18 protein-coding genes and 1 tRNA gene are annotated in these 15,294 nt (G+C 59.0%); 8 read left to right on the forward strand and 11 right to left on the reverse strand.

All coding sequences use genetic code 11. The features are described from left to right. A partial coding sequence (locus tag BFN67_RS16755) for an ATP-binding protein (RefSeq protein ID WP_139789142.1) occupies positions 1 to 466 on the forward strand: 466 nt, incomplete at its 5' end. On the opposite strand, the gene BFN67_RS24085 is transcribed toward BFN67_RS16755, so the two are convergent. Both BFN67_RS24085 and BFN67_RS16760 read right to left on the reverse strand, forming a co-directional pair. Then, positions 399 to 1,232 carry a hypothetical protein gene (locus BFN67_RS24085; RefSeq protein ID WP_139789226.1) on the reverse strand — a complete coding sequence of 278 codons (834 nt, stop codon included), beginning with the start codon at positions 1,230 to 1,232 and terminating at the stop codon, positions 399 to 401. The two genes, BFN67_RS16755 and BFN67_RS24085, sit on opposite strands and share 68 nt — an antisense overlap. Positions 1,233 to 1,322: 90 nt before the next feature. Continuing rightward, positions 1,323 to 1,399 (reverse strand) — tRNA-Met (locus BFN67_RS16760). 261 nt (positions 1,400 to 1,660) lie between these two features. On the opposite strand from BFN67_RS16760, the gene BFN67_RS16765 reads away from it, so the two are divergent. Continuing rightward, positions 1,661 to 2,650: a Gfo/Idh/MocA family protein gene (locus BFN67_RS16765; RefSeq protein WP_080920701.1), complete on the forward strand. Its 990-nt coding sequence runs from the start codon at positions 1,661 to 1,663 to the stop codon at positions 2,648 to 2,650. Positions 2,651 to 2,672: 22 nt separating this feature from the next. Here the strand turns inward: BFN67_RS16765 and mnmA are convergent, their stop codons facing one another. Further along, the gene (gene mnmA, locus BFN67_RS16770) at positions 2,673 to 3,860 is read right to left on the reverse strand and encodes a tRNA 2-thiouridine(34) synthase MnmA (protein WP_080920702.1); all 1,188 of its coding nucleotides are present in this window, start codon (positions 3,858 to 3,860) and stop codon (positions 2,673 to 2,675) included. A gap of 341 nt (positions 3,861 to 4,201) precedes the next feature. On the opposite strand from mnmA, the gene sciP reads away from it, so the two are divergent. Together sciP and BFN67_RS16780 are read left to right on the forward strand one after the other, a co-directional pair. After that, entirely contained in the window at positions 4,202 to 4,477 is a 276-nt protein-coding gene (gene sciP, locus BFN67_RS16775; protein ID WP_080920703.1) for a CtrA inhibitor SciP, read from the forward strand. 86 nt (positions 4,478 to 4,563) lie between these two features. Further along, positions 4,564 to 5,289, forward strand: coding sequence for a type 1 glutamine amidotransferase (locus tag BFN67_RS16780; RefSeq protein ID WP_080920704.1), 726 nt, complete (start codon positions 4,564 to 4,566; stop codon positions 5,287 to 5,289). Positions 5,290 to 5,345: 56 nt separating this feature from the next. Here BFN67_RS16780 and BFN67_RS16785 read toward each other — a convergent pair whose 3' ends face one another. Continuing rightward, positions 5,346 to 5,723, reverse strand: a complete 378-nt coding sequence (locus BFN67_RS16785; protein ID WP_080920705.1) for a flagellar export protein FliJ — start codon at positions 5,721 to 5,723, stop codon at positions 5,346 to 5,348. A gap of 446 nt (positions 5,724 to 6,169) precedes the next feature. Here BFN67_RS16785 and ctrA point away from each other — a divergent pair, with 446 nt between their 5' ends. Then, on the forward strand, positions 6,170 to 6,865 hold the full coding sequence (gene ctrA / locus BFN67_RS16790) for a response regulator transcription factor CtrA (protein ID WP_080920723.1): 696 nt from the start codon (positions 6,170 to 6,172) through the stop codon (positions 6,863 to 6,865). Between the two features lie 254 nt (positions 6,866 to 7,119). Here the strand turns inward: ctrA and chpT are convergent, their stop codons facing one another. Further along, positions 7,120 to 7,749, reverse strand: a complete 630-nt coding sequence (gene chpT, locus BFN67_RS16795; protein ID WP_080920706.1) for a histidine phosphotransferase ChpT — start codon at positions 7,747 to 7,749, stop codon at positions 7,120 to 7,122. Between the two features lie 398 nt (positions 7,750 to 8,147). Here chpT and BFN67_RS16800 point away from each other — a divergent pair, with 398 nt between their 5' ends. Together BFN67_RS16800 and BFN67_RS16805 are read left to right on the forward strand one after the other, a co-directional pair. Further along, positions 8,148 to 8,684 (forward strand): DUF1134 domain-containing protein, encoded by a 537-nt coding sequence (locus BFN67_RS16800; RefSeq protein WP_245295301.1) that lies wholly within the window; start codon positions 8,148 to 8,150, stop codon positions 8,682 to 8,684. A gap of 124 nt (positions 8,685 to 8,808) precedes the next feature. Further along, on the forward strand, positions 8,809 to 9,948 hold the full coding sequence (locus BFN67_RS16805) for a coiled-coil domain-containing protein (RefSeq protein ID WP_080920708.1): 1,140 nt from the start codon (positions 8,809 to 8,811) through the stop codon (positions 9,946 to 9,948). Positions 9,949 to 9,953: 5 nt separating this feature from the next. On the opposite strand, the gene BFN67_RS16810 is transcribed toward BFN67_RS16805, so the two are convergent. The 5 genes from BFN67_RS16810 to BFN67_RS16830 all read right to left on the reverse strand — a co-directional run bounded on the left by BFN67_RS16810 (position 9,954) and on the right by BFN67_RS16830 (position 13,527). Next, complete coding sequence (locus BFN67_RS16810) at positions 9,954 to 10,757, reverse strand: TrmH family RNA methyltransferase (protein WP_080920709.1); 804 nt, start codon at positions 10,755 to 10,757, stop codon at positions 9,954 to 9,956. 50 nt (positions 10,758 to 10,807) lie between these two features. After that, positions 10,808 to 11,146, reverse strand: a complete 339-nt coding sequence (locus BFN67_RS16815) for an ArsR/SmtB family transcription factor (protein ID WP_080920710.1) — start codon at positions 11,144 to 11,146, stop codon at positions 10,808 to 10,810. 170 nt (positions 11,147 to 11,316) lie between these two features. Further along, entirely contained in the window at positions 11,317 to 12,072 is a 756-nt protein-coding gene (locus BFN67_RS16820; protein ID WP_080920711.1) for a HugZ family pyridoxamine 5'-phosphate oxidase, read from the reverse strand. Between the two features lie 66 nt (positions 12,073 to 12,138). Further along, a complete protein-coding gene (locus BFN67_RS16825) occupies positions 12,139 to 12,900 on the reverse strand; it encodes an SDR family NAD(P)-dependent oxidoreductase (RefSeq protein ID WP_080920724.1) in 762 nt (253 codons plus the stop codon). A gap of 102 nt (positions 12,901 to 13,002) precedes the next feature. Further along, a complete protein-coding gene (locus BFN67_RS16830) occupies positions 13,003 to 13,527 on the reverse strand; it encodes a GNAT family N-acetyltransferase (protein WP_080920725.1) in 525 nt (174 codons plus the stop codon). 272 nt (positions 13,528 to 13,799) lie between these two features. Here BFN67_RS16830 and BFN67_RS16835 point away from each other — a divergent pair, with 272 nt between their 5' ends. Beyond that, a complete protein-coding gene (locus BFN67_RS16835) occupies positions 13,800 to 14,789 on the forward strand; it encodes a glutathione S-transferase family protein (protein ID WP_080920726.1) in 990 nt (329 codons plus the stop codon). Between the two features lies 1 nt (position 14,790). Here the strand turns inward: BFN67_RS16835 and BFN67_RS16840 are convergent, their stop codons facing one another. Next, the gene (locus tag BFN67_RS16840; protein WP_080920712.1) at positions 14,791 to 15,291 is read right to left on the reverse strand and encodes an NUDIX domain-containing protein; all 501 of its coding nucleotides are present in this window, start codon (positions 15,289 to 15,291) and stop codon (positions 14,791 to 14,793) included. Between the last annotated feature and the right edge of the window lie 3 nt (positions 15,292 to 15,294).

Consider the following 15,294-nt stretch of genomic DNA (forward strand, 5'->3'; position numbering starts at 1 on the left):
ATGGATCGAGCGCCGCGAGAACGTCATCGCGCTCGGTCCCAGCGGCACGGGCAAGACCCATGTCGCGCTCGGCCTCGGCCTGGCGGCGTGTCAGAAGGGCCTTCCCGTCGGCTTCATTACCGCTGCCGCCCTGGTCAGCGAGATGATGGAGGCCCGCGACGAACGGCGTCTGCTACGCTTCCAGAAGCAGACGGCTGGCTACAAGCTCCTCATCATCGATGAGCTCGGCTTCGTGCCGCTCTCCAAGACCGGGGCAGAATTGCTGTTCGAGCTGATCTCGCAACGCTACGAGCGCGGTGCGACCCTGATCACCAGCAATCTTCCTTTTGACGAATGGACGGAAACGCTGGGGTCGGAACGCCTGACCGGCGCTCTGCTCGACCGCATCACCCACCACGTCAACATTCTCGAGATGAACGGCGATAGCTACCGTCTCGCTCAAAGCCGCGCCCGAAAGGCTGGCTGAAACCCTCACAAAAATCGCCGACGCCGCAAGCGGGAAACTCTGGTCGGGCTACGCCCTCCCGACGTTCCCCACTTGCGGCGCGAAGTGGCCTACTTTTGCGCCGCCCAATGGCCTGATTTTGCTCCGCCGTTGACAACGGCGATGGCTTGGTCAACTGGTCGGTCTTCAACTCCGATGCTGGCAAAACAGGTGTCGTTGGGGAGAGGGTCGATGATGGGGGCTGGATGAGTGGCGCGGCAACTGTCGGCGATGGCCGCTGAAAGCTGTCGGGGACTGCTCCGAACTGAACAGCAGCCTGCATGGCCTTTCGACCACGCTCATATTCTCTAACGCGCTCCGCCTCCCTTAGATACGCGTCGGCCTCGACGTTCTGCTGAACGAACATCTTCAGGAGCTTCGGAAACTCGGGTTCGATCATGTCCGGCTCGCACCCTGCAGCCTGTGCCTTGCGGTTTAGATTCTTGAGAAGCTCCTCGTAGTTCCGGCGGGCGAACAGGCGCTCATCGGAGATCGGCCACGCATCCCGTAGGTAGGCACGCAGTTGGGCAACGTTCTTCTCGATCAGGGACGGGTAGTCTGCGCTGTCGTTCATGCGGTGAAACCAGCCAAGGCACTCCAGGAGCCTCATTCGGGCCGTGCGATAGTCGCTTGTTCCGAGGGAGGCGCGATAGAGCGGTTTACCGATAAGCGGCGCACATTGCACGGCGAAACGGGCCTGCATGAAATAGCGACCGTCGCGCCTAGCCAGATAGGAAGTCCGTGCCATCACATCTCCGCGTACATTGGCGTGAGATGTATCACGGTCTCCGGAACCTCCTGGTTCCGTTAACTAGCTGATTTTCCTATCCGAAATCAATGGTAGCGGAGGAGGGACTCGAACCCCCGACACAAGGATTATGATTCCTCTGCTCTAACCAACTGAGCTACTCCGCCACAGGCGAGAGGTCGAAGAACCGTCCTGCGGGTTCCAACGTGTTCGCCAAAGGTCGCGCGGATATAAGGTTCAGGTGTCGATCCTGTCAAGCAGGCAGGCGGTGTATCTCGACGGTGTTTTCGGATTTGGCGCCAGATGGCCGCCGGCAACATAAAAGACGGCAAATCGTAGCGGCAAATTCCGCATCGGGTCTGCGGGGTTGAGTTCGGCCGGCCACGTCGCTATGTCTCAGCCAACGAAATCTTTGAGCATTTTAGCCGATGAAACCGCGCATTGCAGTCCTTGGGTGCGGATACTGGGGCAGTAACCATATCCGCACACTAAAAGGCCTGGGTGCGCTTCATGCGGTATCGGACGCCAATCTGGCGCGTGCCGAAGGTTTTGCCAGCGAGCAGGAATGCCTGGCAATTGCGCCGGACGACCTGTTTGCACGCGACGACGTCGATGCGATCGTCATGGCGCTGCCGCCGCAATTTCATGCCGCGACAGCGGTTCGCGCCGTCGAGGCCGGCAAGGATGTGCTGGTTGAAAAGCCAGTAGCGCTGACCGTTCCCGACGCCGAGCGTGCGGTGGCTGCCGCGAAAGCCAGCAGGCGCGTCTTCATGGTCGGCCACGTACTGCGCTTCCACCCCGCCTTCGAGAAGATGAAGGCGCTTATCGATGCCGGTGAACTTGGCGAGGTCCGCTATGTGCATTCGCACCGGCTTGGCCTCGGCAAATTCCACACGGAGAACGATGCGTTGTGGGATCTGGCGCCGCACGATCTTTCGATGATCCTCGCCATCACCGGCGCCGAACCGGTCGAAGTGAAAGGCGAGGGCGCTGCGGTTCTCGATCACCTCAGCGATTTTGCGCATTTGCACATGCTGTTTCCCAACGGCTTGCGCAGTCATCTTTTTGCCTCGCGCCTCAATCCGTATCGCGAGCGGCGGCTTACAGTGGTCGGCAACAAGGCCATGGCCGTGTTTGACGATGTCGAGCCGTGGGAGCGCAAACTCGCTGTCTATCGGCACGCTGTATGGCAGGACAGCGGCCACTGGGCCTTCACCACCAACGAGCCGACCTATGTGGCGGTCGAACAGGGCATGCCGTTAACACGCGAACTGGAGCACTTCATCCACTGCATCGAGACGCGGGAGGAGCCGCGAACGGATGGTGAAGAAGCGATCCGGGTGCTGCGTATTCTTACTGCGGGCACGGTCTCGCATGACCGCGCCAAGGCGCCGGCCTCGGCAAGCGCCGGAGCCTGATCTCCAGGCGTGATTCGAACCGCTATTGTGCGGCTGCCGTTGGCAGGGCTGCTAGATGGGCGAGCATGGTTTCGGCCTCCGTGCTGCGCTCGGAGCGCTCGATGAAACCACCGCCATAGACACGCGCTTCGTTCCCGTCATCCGAATAAAGCACGCAAGCCTGGCCGGGGGCGACGCCGGATTCGCCATCGATCAATTCCACGAAGGTCGAGCCATCATGATGATGAAGCACGGCCGGCCGGGGCGGGCGCGTTGAGCGAACCTTCGCGAAAATCTCCATTCCGGAAGGCGCAATATCGGCAAGTATGCCATCGCCCAGCCAGTTCGTGTCGCGCAGATAGATACGATGAGTCTCCAGCGCCTCGCGCGGGCCGACGATGACACGGTCATGCTCGGGATCGAGATGCACGACATAAAGCGCTTCGCCTGCGGCAATGCCGATGCCCCGACGCTGGCCAATGGTAAAATGCAGGATGCCGTCATGGCGGCCAAGCACGCGCCCGTCGATATGGACGATGTCGCCGGGATTGGCAGCGGTGGGCCTGAGTTTGGCGATGATGTCGGAATATTTGCCCTGCGGAACGAAGCAGATGTCCTGACTGTCATGCTTGGCGGCGACCGAAAGACCCATCTCCTCGGCAATGGCCCGTACCTGGGCCTTGGGCAAATGACCGAGAGGAAAGCGCAGATAATCAATCTGTTCTTGCGTCGTGGCGAACAGGAAATAGCTTTGGTCACGATCCGCGTCGACGGGACGAAAAAGTGCCCTGTGAGCACCATTGTTTCGGCTGCGGATGTAATGGCCTGTGGCCAGCGCGTCGGCACCGAGTTCCTTGGCGGTCGCGAGCAGGTCGGCGAATTTGACCGTCTGGTTGCAGGCGACACAAGGAATGGGCGTTTGACCGGCCAGATAGCTTGCCGCGAAGGGATCGATGACGGCCTTGCGGAAGCGCTCCTCGTAATTAAGCACGTAATGCGGAATGGCGAGCGTTTCGGAGACACGGCGTGCGTCGTCAATGTCCTGCCCTGCGCAACAGGAACCGGCGCGGTGAGTGGCCGCGCCATGGTCGTAGAGTTGCAGCGTCATGCCGACGACGTCGTAGCCTTCGCGTTTGAGGATGCCGGCCACAACCGAAGAATCGACGCCGCCTGACATGGCAACGACGACGCGCGTGTCTTCAGGGCGTCGGGGAAGGTCCAGGCTATTCATGATATCCGTTCGAAATCCGTGTCAGGCTCATGCCGAGTGTTCTCGAATATAGGCCAAGCGGGCCGGCTCTACCAGTTGCCACGGCGTTCTTGATGGACAGTCTTGCACTTTGGCCATTCATAACGAAACGAGGTGAGATGGAAGGCAAGTTGTTCGACCCGGCAAAGCCATGATTCTCATGTCGGAATCAATGATGTGACGCTGTTGTCTCAAATGCTTGTGAAAAGACTAACGCGATGTTCACGAACCTTACCTAGCCATTAGGGTCTGCTTAGGCAAATTTTAAAGCTGTGGCGATAGCGTGACCGTGATTGGGTCTTTGAGTTTGTGTAGAGAGTACGATGACCGATCTAATTAGACCGCGAGTCAAATATGTTATCGGGCCCGACGGCAGTCCGCTGACAATCGCAGATTTGCCGCCCTCGAACACCAGGCGCTGGGTTATCCGGCGCAAGGCGGAAGTGGTGGCCGCGGTCCGTGGCGGACTGCTCAGCCTCGAGGAGGCGTGCCAGCGCTATAAACTCACCACCGAAGAATTCCTCTCCTGGCAGGCTTCGATCGATGAATACGGCCTTGCCGGGCTGCGCACGACGCGTATCCAGCAATACCGGCATTAGCAGCGGCGGCCTTGGCCGGGGTTCCGGCCAATGTTAGGACGTTGGCGGGCAGGGGATTGCCCGGTTCATGACTGTGCCGAGGTCTTATGCGCATCCTGATCTTTCAGCATCTCGCGGTTGAACACGCCGGTTCCTTCGGCGAGTTCTGGCGCCGGGGCGGCCATGAGATGAAGGTCGTGGAACTCGACGAGGGCGAAACGATCCCGGAACTCGAGGGATTTGACCTGCTGGCCGTCATGGGCGGTCCGATGGATACCTGGCAGGAAGACCTTCATCCCTGGCTCATTCCGGAAAAGGCCGCCATTCGCCGCTGGGTCAGAGAAATGGAACGACCCTATCTTGGCATCTGCCTGGGCCACCAGCTTCTCGCCGATTCATTGGGCGGAAAAGTCTCGCTGATGGCGCAGCCGGAGGTTGGGCTGGCGACAATCGAACTGACAGACGCAGGGCGTCAAGACCATCTGTTTCGGGGTATGCGCCACAGTATCCAGACTTTGCAATGGCATGGTGCCGAGGTGTCAGTGCTTCCCGAGCACGGCGAGGCGTTGGCGGCCAACGCCGCATGCGGAGTGCAAGCCATGAGATGGGGGGCTCACGCATATGGGCTCCAGTACCACATGGAACTTACCGAACGGACGGTACAGGACTGGAGAGTGATCCCTGAATATCGCGTCAGCCTCGACCGGGCTTTGGGTCCCAGGCGGGCCGAAGGTCTGGCCGGCGAAGTCGCTATGTGCCTGGACGGTTTTAGACAGACCGCCCGACAGATCAACGATAACCTTATGGCTTTGGTTGATCGGAGCGGCAAATAGACCGGGATACGGCCGTCGATGCGTTTGACGTCTGTCGAGGACGAATATTCGAATACTTAGCCGATCATGGCACTGCGGTTGCCGATTTCGGTCTCGCGGGCTTTGCTGTCTCGCGATTCGAGCAGCTCTGCCTTGGTCAGTTCCGCCTGGGCTTCCGCCAGTCGTGCTTCCGCGGCACTGCGCTGCTGAGACAGATCAGCCTGGGAATCGCGGAGATTGTCGCGGCGCAGGCGTGCGGCCTTGGCAAAGGTGGGATAGGCGAAGTGGCTTAGGTCGGTTATGCCGGCCTTCTTTTCCTCGGCTGCTATCTGAACTTCCAGTTCGCCCGCCATGCGTTCGAATTCGGCGATCATCATGTCGAGTTGCAGCAACTGCCGCCGCTTCTCGGTCACCTGGAACTGCTTCAGGCGAACGAGGTTCTCACGTGACTTCATGATTCGATACTCCTGGAAACGCACTTCTCAACATATCGTCCCATCAGCGTTCTCGGATGTGCATCAGCCCGTATTCCCCCGGCTCTCCACGCTATGGGAAACAAATTCCTAAAGATTCTTCCCGTCGGTAACCATTCGTTTACGGGCATTGTTAATCATACGGCTCAGGACTTAAGGCCCGGTAAAAATTTCAACCGGACAGGAACGACAAGGTATGAATCGAACGAGTCACTTGCGTGCGTTTTTTAATGTGATTCTCGATCGATTTGGGCCGTCGATTCATCATTGGATTCAATACGGTGTGGAAAGAGGTTAAAAAATCTGCTATCGCATGATTTGCGAAATTAGGTTTTGTTAACCATTTGGTGGCAGTTTTTTAATCAGGCAATCGCTGCGCTGGATCCGGATGGGTCATGGATGGTCCGGTGGCAGAAAAGGGGAATGAGATGCGCGTTCTGCTGATAGAAGATGACAGTGCAACCGCACAGAGCATCGAACTGATGCTGAAGTCTGAAAGCTTCAACGTTTACACAACCGATCTCGGTGAAGAAGGCGTCGATCTCGGCAAGCTTTACGACTATGACATCATTCTTCTCGATCTGAACCTTCCCGATATGTCCGGCTATGAAGTTTTGCGGACGCTTCGGCTCTCGAAGGTGAAAACGCCGATCCTCATTCTTTCAGGCATGGCTGGCATCGAGGACAAGGTCAGAGGCCTCGGCTTCGGCGCCGACGACTATATGACCAAGCCATTCCACAAGGACGAACTCGTCGCGCGCATCCATGCCATTGTGCGTCGCTCGAAGGGCCATGCGCAATCGGTTATCACCACGGGCGATCTTATCGTCAATTTGGATGCCAAGACGGTAGAGGTCGGCGGCCAGCGTGTGCACCTGACCGGCAAGGAATACCAGATGCTGGAACTGCTGTCGCTCCGCAAGGGCACGACGCTGACCAAGGAAATGTTCCTCAATCATCTTTATGGTGGCATGGACGAGCCGGAACTCAAGATCATCGACGTCTTTATCTGCAAGCTGCGCAAGAAACTCGACGCGGCGTCTGGCGGGCAGAATTATATCGAAACCGTCTGGGGACGTGGCTATGTGCTGCGCGAGCCCGAAGATATCCGCGTCAGCGCCTGATTTCAGAAAACTGACAGTGCCGCTATCCGCACCGAGACGGGTGTGGGCTGCCGGCATGCTATCCAAAGCCGCTTACCTGCTTGGGCGCGGTCTGCAAAGCGTGGGAACCGCTCCAACGCCGCGGGCGGGTTCTCGACTTGAGCAGACAGGCTTGGGCACCCGCGCACTGCGTAGGCACGATGGCGTCGCTGTCCGCCTCCACCAGTCAGATCAGGATCTCGGGTACGAGTGGGCTTGTTGCAATGCAATGCGTGTCAGGCGGCGGTTAGAACAATCTCGTCCGCAGTGGCATGGATCGAAATTTTCATGCCGGCCTCGCGCGCCAGTAGCAGCGTATAATAAGGCTGCACAGAATGGGCGTCGATCGGCTCCTCGGGCCTGTTACCGGAGTGAAGCTCGAGGAATTTTGGCGGTACGCGCAGCATCGGACCGCTCGATGCAAGCGTGAAACGCGGCTGCGTCTCAAGGTCGTGCAGGGTAACGGCGATCTTGCCGCCGCGCGGAATGGCGGCGTTGGCGGTGAGAATGAGGTTAAGCAGCAGCTTGACCTTGTTTTTGGGCAGCAAAGCACGGCCCCCCGCCCAGGTCAGTTCCGGCTTTTCGTTTTTGAGGAAGCCAGTGGCGACGGCTTCGGCGTCACCCGTATCAATCAGCATGCCCGCAGAGCCGGCCGCGCCAAAGGCGATGCGGGCGAATTGCAGGCGTGCCGAGGCATTGCGCGCGCTCTGACGTACAAGTGCCATCGCTTCCTCGTCGGCGCCGCCCTCGTCAAGCAATTCCAGCCCGTTATTAATGGCGCCGACGGGCGAGATAATGTCGTGGCACACCCGGCTGCAAAGCAGAGCGGCAAGATCGGGAGCTGAAAGGTTGAATAGATCGGCCATCGTCGTGTCCCTGAAATTCCTACAATATCGATCGGCTGTCGAAACCTTGCCGCCGTAACGAATCACGTATGTCTTTACCGGACTTGGATACCGCGCAAATTTGGGCGGTCGCAAACTCAAAATGCCGCCGGTGTCGGCACTGATGAGATTTGTCGGTTCAATTGCCTGAACAGCCTTGAAAAAATGCCCACGGAGTGCGCCCGCGGCCCTTGAACCGCCATCTTCATGTGAAAGGTTAATGGTTGAAAAAGAATTACAGCATAGTTTCCCGTGAAGAGTTCCCGAGCCGCCGATCAAGAGCAGGCAGGGTGTGAGGCGTCGGCGAAAGTGCTCCCTGACGGAGATTTGGAAGCATGTTTTCCCGATTCTACGACCGGAATCCGTTCCGCGTCATTGCCATGGCAGTTGCTCTCGCGAGCGTTCTGGCATTTTCGACTTCGGCTTCGCGAGCCCAGGAGTACACCGCCCAGGAGATCGTCGATTCGGGCCACAAATTTTTCGGCGCGACCTCCGGCGGTCTCGCAACTGTGGTCGAGAAGATTTTTGCATCGTATGGCCTGCCCAACGGCTATGTGCTTGGCGAGGAAGGGGCTGGCGCCTTTATCGGCGGCCTGACCTATGGCGAGGGCACGCTCTATACCAAGAATGCCGGTGACCATAAGGTCTACTGGCAGGGACCTTCGCTGGGCTGGGACTTCGGCGCGGAAGGCTCACGGGTTATGATGCTGGTCTATAATCTCAATGACATCAGCAGTCTCTACAACCGTTTCGGCGGTATTGCCGGCTCGGCCTATCTGGTTGCCGGCCTCGGCTTTAACGCTCTGAAAAACAACGACGTCATCCTTGTTCCCATCCGCACGGGCGTCGGCGCGAGGCTGGGCATCAATCTTGGCTACCTGAAGCTTACGCAAAGCCCGACATGGAATCCCTTCTGATATTGGCAGCACACTGGATTTCAACCATATCGGCGTAGGCATATCAGAGCATCGAACCGAAAAGCAGGGACTGGCTTCCCGGTTCTGATGCTCTATCGAAGCGTCGGCAGGGCGGGAAGCGATCTTGGTTCAGTCGATCCTTTTTTTCATATTGGGTGTGCTGTGCGCCGCCTTTCTGACGGCACTCGTCGCACCTGCGTTCTGGCGGCGTGCAGTGCGGCTGACACAACAGCGCATCGAAGCGACGGCGCCTTTGACCAGTTCGGAGATCGCTGCACAGAAGGATATGCTGCGCGCTGAATTCGCTGTGTCAGCGCGGCGGTTGGAAATGGCCGTCAAGGCTTTGCAGGAAAAGAACGCCCGGCAGACCGTCGAGATCGCGCGCGCGCGTGAGGATTTGAAAGCGGCCTCTGCGCAAGATGAAGAAACGGCGCGGCGCATTGCTGAATTGGAAAGCGCCAAAAGCAAACTCACCCAGGGCATTCAGAGCCGCGACACGGAATTGACGCAGCTTGCGGCGCGGATGAGTGAAACCGAAAAGGAACTCGCCAGGCAGAAGCTGGAAAACACCCGGCTTGCCGGCCTCTATGAGGAGGCGAGTTTCTCGTCCAGCAATCGACAGATCGAACTCGTGGCGCGAGAAGCCGAGTTGGACCGGCTTTCGGCGGATGTTTCCGCGTTGCGTGGCCGTCAGAAAGACTCGGATGCACGCAACAAAGAAACCGCAAATGAAAGCCGCGCGGCTCGCGAGGCGTTGAGCCTGGAAAAGAAGAAGTCTACGAACCTCGACCGAAAGCTGGAAAGGCTGATGGCCACCATTGCCGATTATGAGGAAAGGTTGGATCGTCGCGAAAAGGAACTCGTCGCGTTGCGCGGCGGTGGCAAGGGCGGCGGTGCGGCATCAAAACCTGTTTTGAAGGTCAAGCCAAAACGGCGCGCGCCGGCGGCCGCCGCCGGAAAACAGTTTCCGCAACGGATCGCGCATGGAAGAAGCGAAGATCTTGAAGCGGCGATAGGCCAACTTGCTGCCGATCGTGACCGTATGGAGGCTGCGTTCGTCGGCAGTGATGGTAGCGATCAAGACCACGACGGTGCGCTGCGAGATGAATTGCTTGATCTCGCGGCGGAGGTTGTCGCGCTTGCCGCAAGGATCGACGGGCCGGACTCGCCGGTTCTTGCAACATTGAGCAAGTCAGCGGACGGCGACGGTGAGAAAAGCCTTGCCACACGCGCGCAGGCGCTTCTGAATGTCGCGGCCGATTGATTTCGCTACAAATCGCCGACCGTGAAATGATGCAGCGCGATGGCTGAGGTGGCTGCCACGTTGAGGCTGTCGAAGTCCCCGGCTATCGGAATGCGTGCTGTTTTCATCGTCGCCAGCAATTCAGTTGGCAGGCCTTCGCCTTCGCTGCCGAAATAGAGCGCCAGCCGGTCGGTTCGGCGGATATGCCGCAAATCCTCGGTTCCTCGCGGGGAGAAGGCGAGGCGGCTAAAGCCGTGGCTGTCCAGATTGGTCGCGAGTGTCGTTTCAGTGTCGAACGTGGCGAATGGCACCTTGAGCGCGGCTCCCACCGATACGCGGATCGCCTTGCGGTAAAGTGGATCGCAACATGTCCGGTCGAGAAGCACGGCATTGGCTTGAAAGGCTGCCGCATTGCGAAAAATCGCGCCGACATTGTCGTGATTGGCGATGCCGACAAGAACGACGACCAAAGCCCGCTCCGGAAGCGAACGGAGCAGCCGATCCGCCGTCGTTTCTTCGGCACGCCGGCCTATGGCCAGTATACCACGATGCATGTGAAAACCGGTTATACCGTTTATGACCGGACCGGAGGCGACATAGACAGGCAGGCCGGGAGACGCCTTGCTTAAAATACGCGAAAGACCGGGCAAGCGGTTCTCCAGCAGAAGGATCGACTCGGACCTGAAACGAATTGAATCGAGAAGGACGTCGAGCACGACCTTGCCTTCGGCGATGAACCGGCCCTGCCGGCCAACGAGATCGCGCTCGCGAATATCCCGATAGGCAGCGATTCGAGAATCGCCGGGATCATCAATGCGGATGATGTCCATGAAACACCGGTCGCCTTTTCACACCCGATAGGGTGCGGCGACCCGGTTGGTCAAGCTTCAAGGCGTCTGGCGCCATGCAGAAACAGGGCAGGGGACCTATCGTCGAAAAGTCCTTCGAGCAAACGCAGCAGGCTATGCACCGCTTCCGAATGGCAGGAATAATAGATCATCTGGCGATCGCGTCGGGTCTGCACAAGATCGAAGGCACGCAGTTTTGCAAGATGCTGTGACAGGGCGGATTGGCTGAGTTCCACCTTTTCCGCGATGGCGCCGACTGACAGTTCTGCGTCAACGAGATGGCTCATGATGGCGAGACGTTTCTCATTGCCCATCAGAGCCAGGAAAGCCGCCGCAGCCTGGGCATTAACAATTTCGTTTGTCGGATTCATCTTCCCCCCGAAGCAATATCAATAACGGCTGCCAGGGGGCAATGGCACCGAAAATTCAAATTACGGTTGCAACTAGCTGTAACCGATATTGAACGAAGATTAAGCCATTCGATCCAAATCGCAAGTCCATTTGACTTGACCTGTCGGTCGAACAATAGCCGCTGTTGCACTTATGCCGCGCGACCTCTTTTAGCCATCTCCACCAGCACCGGCCGCAGATCGGCAGCCGATTGCAAAGGTTCATCGAAGAAAACCCGCTCGGACCGATCGCCGCTGGCGAGGTCCATGCCATCGGTATCAAGACCGGTCAGGCGCCAGTCGGTGCCGGGCGCCTTGGCGAAATGGTTGGCATAGATACTGATCGCCTCGCGATGGTCGGCGTTCATGTGATCGAGTGCCTGTTGTTCGCTGGTGGCGAGTTCGTCCGCCGCCGGCCCGCCACAGAGTAGTTGTTCGCGCGTCAGCAGATATGCCTTGCCGAAGCCGCCATTGAGGCTGGCACGCTCGATTTCGAGGCGGAAGAAGGAGAAATCGCCAAGGTCGGCATAGAGCTTGGCTTTGGGATTCCGGTTGAGATATCGACGCTTGGCCCGTTCTCCATCCGCAGTGTTGCGGTCCAACTTGCGAGCCGTGCACACTACGGTAAGTCGGGCATGTGCCAGCGGATCGCCCTTGCTCGGTTCCCCGACAAGCAACGAGCAGCGCGGTTCCGCAATTATCGATCCCGTGTGGGCCGCCAGCATGGAAATCAGGATCAGCGGCTTGCCGTCGCTATCGGTGGCTACACCAACCCGGCTCGCCCATGGCACGCCAGTCTCCTTTTCGATGACAGCCAGAGCGCCGAAACGGGCCGTGCGCAGCAACGACTTGGCGAGACGGATCGCCTCGTCGTCCGTGACCTGGATGACATCCTTGTTTTCGCTCATGGCAGCCTCGTCAATAAGTTGACTTATTTTGTCTTGTTATTGCGTGTATGTACGTTGGGCAAGCCGTTATTTGGGCGCCATGCGAATGGCACCGTCCAGCCGGATGGTTTCACCATTCAGCATCTGGTTCTCGACAATATGCAGGGCAAGGGCTGCATATTCGCGAGGCTCGCCAAGCCGCGGCGGGAACGGTACGGCGGCACCCAGCGAATGCTGCACGTCCTGCGGCATGCCCGCCACCATCGGCGTCTTGAAGATACCAGGCGCGATAGTGCAAACGCGAATGCCGGAGCGGGCAAGGTCACGCGCCACCGGCAGCGTCATGCCGACGACACCGCCTTTCGAGGCCGAATACGCGGCTTGGCCGATCTGACCGTCGAACGCAGCGACCGATGCGGTGTTCACGATCACGCCGCGCTCGCCACCGGCAAGAGGTTCAAGCCGGGAAGCGGCGTCGGCCATCAGGCGAATCATGTTGAAGGTGCCGATCAGGTTGATCTCGACAACCTTGCGAAAATGGTCCAGCGAGTGAACGCCATCTTTGCCGACGGTCTTCATGCCGAGAACGATACCGGCGCAATTGACGAGTATGCGTGCCATGCCCAGTTTGTCGGCGACTTCGGCGAAGGCGGCCCTGCCGCTTTCGGCGCTGCCGACATCGCAGTGAACGGCAAGGCCGCCAATATCCGCCGCGACATTGGACGCGCGCTCCATGGCGACGTCGAGGATCGCCACACGCGCGCCATGAGCCGAGAGCGCACGCGCCGTGGCTTCGCCCAGGCCGCCACCACCGCCGGTGACGATTGCGATCTGCCCTCTGGGATCCATGGATATCTCCTTGCCTGCCGCTTTGCCGACGTCATGCGTTGCCTGCGCTTTCGCATGTTTCAAGCCTCCGTGCCATTGCTTTGACGCCACGGGCGGTGTGGCTCAGACTAGAGCGGAATCCTTGACCTGCCCGGCGTGGCAGACCATGCCCGAAAGCCTCGCCACCGCTCCCGGTACGATCTCGTATGCGAGCAACCGGTCGGGGTTGACAGGGCGCGGCATGAACAACTGGCCTTGCGGAATTTTCTTGAATCCGAGCGGCCCGTAATAGGGTTCGTCGCCGACCAGCACGACTGCAGGAATGCCCGCGGTGGTGGCCGCTTCAAGCGCCATCGCCACTAGGCGGCGGCCGATGCCGAGATTCTTGCAAGCCGGCCGTACGGCGAGCGGGCCAAGCATCACCGCTCGCCCGGCGCCGGCTGCAATGCGGGTCATACGCACGGAGGCGATTACGAGATCGCCCTTCTTTGCCACGAAGGAAAGAACGCGCTCATGCGGGCCGCCCTCGCGAATCTTGTAGGCGGCGCGGGCAAAGCGGCCCGGCCCGAAGGCTTCCTCGTTGATGGCATCGATTTCGGAGTCGTCCGCCGGGTTTTCCGGCATATAGGTCACGTCGGCAAGGCTCATGGTCTTTACGATCCGCTCGTCGATAAAGAAAGGTTGCCGCATGGCGCGGCGTTCGCCAGTCAGCGCCTTCAGGCGCGGGCTTCCTTTCGTCGTCGGTCGAACCGGATCGTTGCCATGAAATCGAGCATGATGGCTCCCGCTAGCATCAAATCGCGCGGTGAGCAATCAGGCTTTTGTCGTGGTGGCGAATGGATTGACGCTGTGTTCAGCGGCAACCGGTTCGCCCGGCGGCCGGCATGGCCTACATGAAGGGAAAAGCGAAAGGACAGGTCATGGGTTTGCTGGTTGAAGGCAAGTGGCAGGATCGTTGGTACGATACCAAGGAAAGCGGCGGCCGCTTTGTGCGTTCGCAGTCGCAGTGGCGAGACTGGGTGACGCGCGACGGATCGCCAGCGCAGGGACGCCGGCGCGGCTTTCAGGCGGAACCGGGCCGCTATCATCTTTATGTGTCGCTTGCCTGCCCCTGGGCACACCGCACTTTGATCTTCCGTGCGCTCAAGAAACTCGAAGATGTCATTTCCGTTTCGGTCGTGCATCCCTTCATGGGGGAAAACGGCTGGACCTTTGACAGAGCCGAAGGCGCGACGGGCGATGCACTCTATGGGTTCGACTTTCTGCACCAGATCTACACAAAGGCGGATCCGGCCTATTCAGGACGCGTTACCGTGCCGGTGCTTTGGGACAAGAAGGAGCAGACGATCGTCAACAATGAGTCGTCCGAAATCATCCGCATGCTGAATTCGGCCTTTGATGAATGGGGCGATGCCAACGAGGATTTTTACCCGCAGGCACTGCGCGGCGAGATCGATGCGATCAACGACTTCGTTTATCCCACCATCAATAACGGTGTCTACCGGGCCGGTTTCGCCACCACGCAGGACGCCTATGAGGAGGCTTTCGGCGAACTTTTCGCGGCGCTCGACCGTGTCGAGGACATTCTTTCACGGCAACGCTATCTGGTGGGCCGTCGTATGACCGAGGCCGACTGGCGGCTGTTCACGACGCTGGTGCGCTTCGATCCGGTCTATGTCGGTCATTTCAAATGCAATCTGCGACGGATTGCCGATTACCCGAACCTGTCGAACTATCTGCGCGAACTTTATCAGGTGCCCGGTGTCGCCGGCACGGTCGATCTCGACCACATCAAGACGCATTATTACGCCAGCCATGTCACGATCAATCCGACGCGGATCGTCCCTGTGGGACCAGCACTTGATTATGATGCGCCGCATGATCGCGAACGTTTTGCAAGGGCTGGGTGACCTACCAGTAAGGCGAAGCAGGCTCATCGCCGAAGCTTTCGGCAATGCGGCGGCGGGTTGCCGGCGTGGTGCCTTGCGGTAGCGCCGCGAGTGGGAAGAAGCCGGCTTCGGCAATCTCCCGGTCGGGCATTTTCGGAGCCGTCTGGGTGAATTCTTCAATAAGATAGAACGCGACATGATCGCGCCGGCTGGCTTGCCGGTTGAAATGGATCGATCGAAGGACAGGCGGCGCTGTGAGCATTATGTTGCCTTCCTCTGCCAGTTCGCGTCCGAGAGATTCCGCCATCGTTTCAGCCACCTCGACGCCGCCGCCCGGCAATTGCCAGCCCGGCACATAGGTGTGACGAATGAGGAAAACCGTGTTTTCCGCTCTGTCGTGGATCAACCCACGCACGCCGAGTGTCATCGGCCGGCGCAGCCTGAAATAGAGATGGAACAGCTTTGAGCGCAGGCCCGGCCAACCGGCCTGGCGAGAAGCGGCGTCGTCTTGAATCGCGGTCATTGG

Origin of the sequence: Manganibacter manganicus (assembly GCF_002075885.1) — a bacterium.
Lineage (GTDB): Bacteria > Pseudomonadota > Alphaproteobacteria > Rhizobiales > Rhizobiaceae > Mesorhizobium > Mesorhizobium manganicum.

Coding starts and splice junctions, on each gene's coding strand:
- BFN67_RS24085 (WP_139789226.1), bottom strand. CDS start 1,232: ATGGCACGGACTTCCTATCTGGCTAGGCGCGACGGTCGCTATTTCATG.
- BFN67_RS16765 (WP_080920701.1), top strand. CDS start 1,661: ATGAAACCGCGCATTGCAGTCCTTGGGTGCGGATACTGGGGCAGTAAC.
- mnmA (WP_080920702.1), bottom strand. CDS start 3,860: ATGAATAGCCTGGACCTTCCCCGACGCCCTGAAGACACGCGCGTCGTC.
- sciP (WP_080920703.1), top strand. CDS start 4,202: ATGACCGATCTAATTAGACCGCGAGTCAAATATGTTATCGGGCCCGAC.
- BFN67_RS16780 (WP_080920704.1), top strand. CDS start 4,564: ATGCGCATCCTGATCTTTCAGCATCTCGCGGTTGAACACGCCGGTTCC.
- BFN67_RS16785 (WP_080920705.1), bottom strand. CDS start 5,723: ATGAAGTCACGTGAGAACCTCGTTCGCCTGAAGCAGTTCCAGGTGACC.
- ctrA (WP_080920723.1), top strand. CDS start 6,170: ATGCGCGTTCTGCTGATAGAAGATGACAGTGCAACCGCACAGAGCATC.
- chpT (WP_080920706.1), bottom strand. CDS start 7,749: ATGGCCGATCTATTCAACCTTTCAGCTCCCGATCTTGCCGCTCTGCTT.
- BFN67_RS16800 (WP_245295301.1), top strand. CDS start 8,148: ATGGCAGTTGCTCTCGCGAGCGTTCTGGCATTTTCGACTTCGGCTTCG.
- BFN67_RS16810 (WP_080920709.1), bottom strand. CDS start 10,757: ATGGACATCATCCGCATTGATGATCCCGGCGATTCTCGAATCGCTGCC.
- BFN67_RS16815 (WP_080920710.1), bottom strand. CDS start 11,146: ATGAATCCGACAAACGAAATTGTTAATGCCCAGGCTGCGGCGGCTTTC.
- BFN67_RS16820 (WP_080920711.1), bottom strand. CDS start 12,072: ATGAGCGAAAACAAGGATGTCATCCAGGTCACGGACGACGAGGCGATC.
- BFN67_RS16825 (WP_080920724.1), bottom strand. CDS start 12,900: ATGGATCCCAGAGGGCAGATCGCAATCGTCACCGGCGGTGGTGGCGGC.
- BFN67_RS16830 (WP_080920725.1), bottom strand. CDS start 13,527: ATGAGCCTTGCCGACGTGACCTATATGCCGGAAAACCCGGCGGACGAC.
- BFN67_RS16835 (WP_080920726.1), top strand. CDS start 13,800: ATGGGTTTGCTGGTTGAAGGCAAGTGGCAGGATCGTTGGTACGATACC.
- BFN67_RS16840 (WP_080920712.1), bottom strand. CDS start 15,291: ATGACCGCGATTCAAGACGACGCCGCTTCTCGCCAGGCCGGTTGGCCG.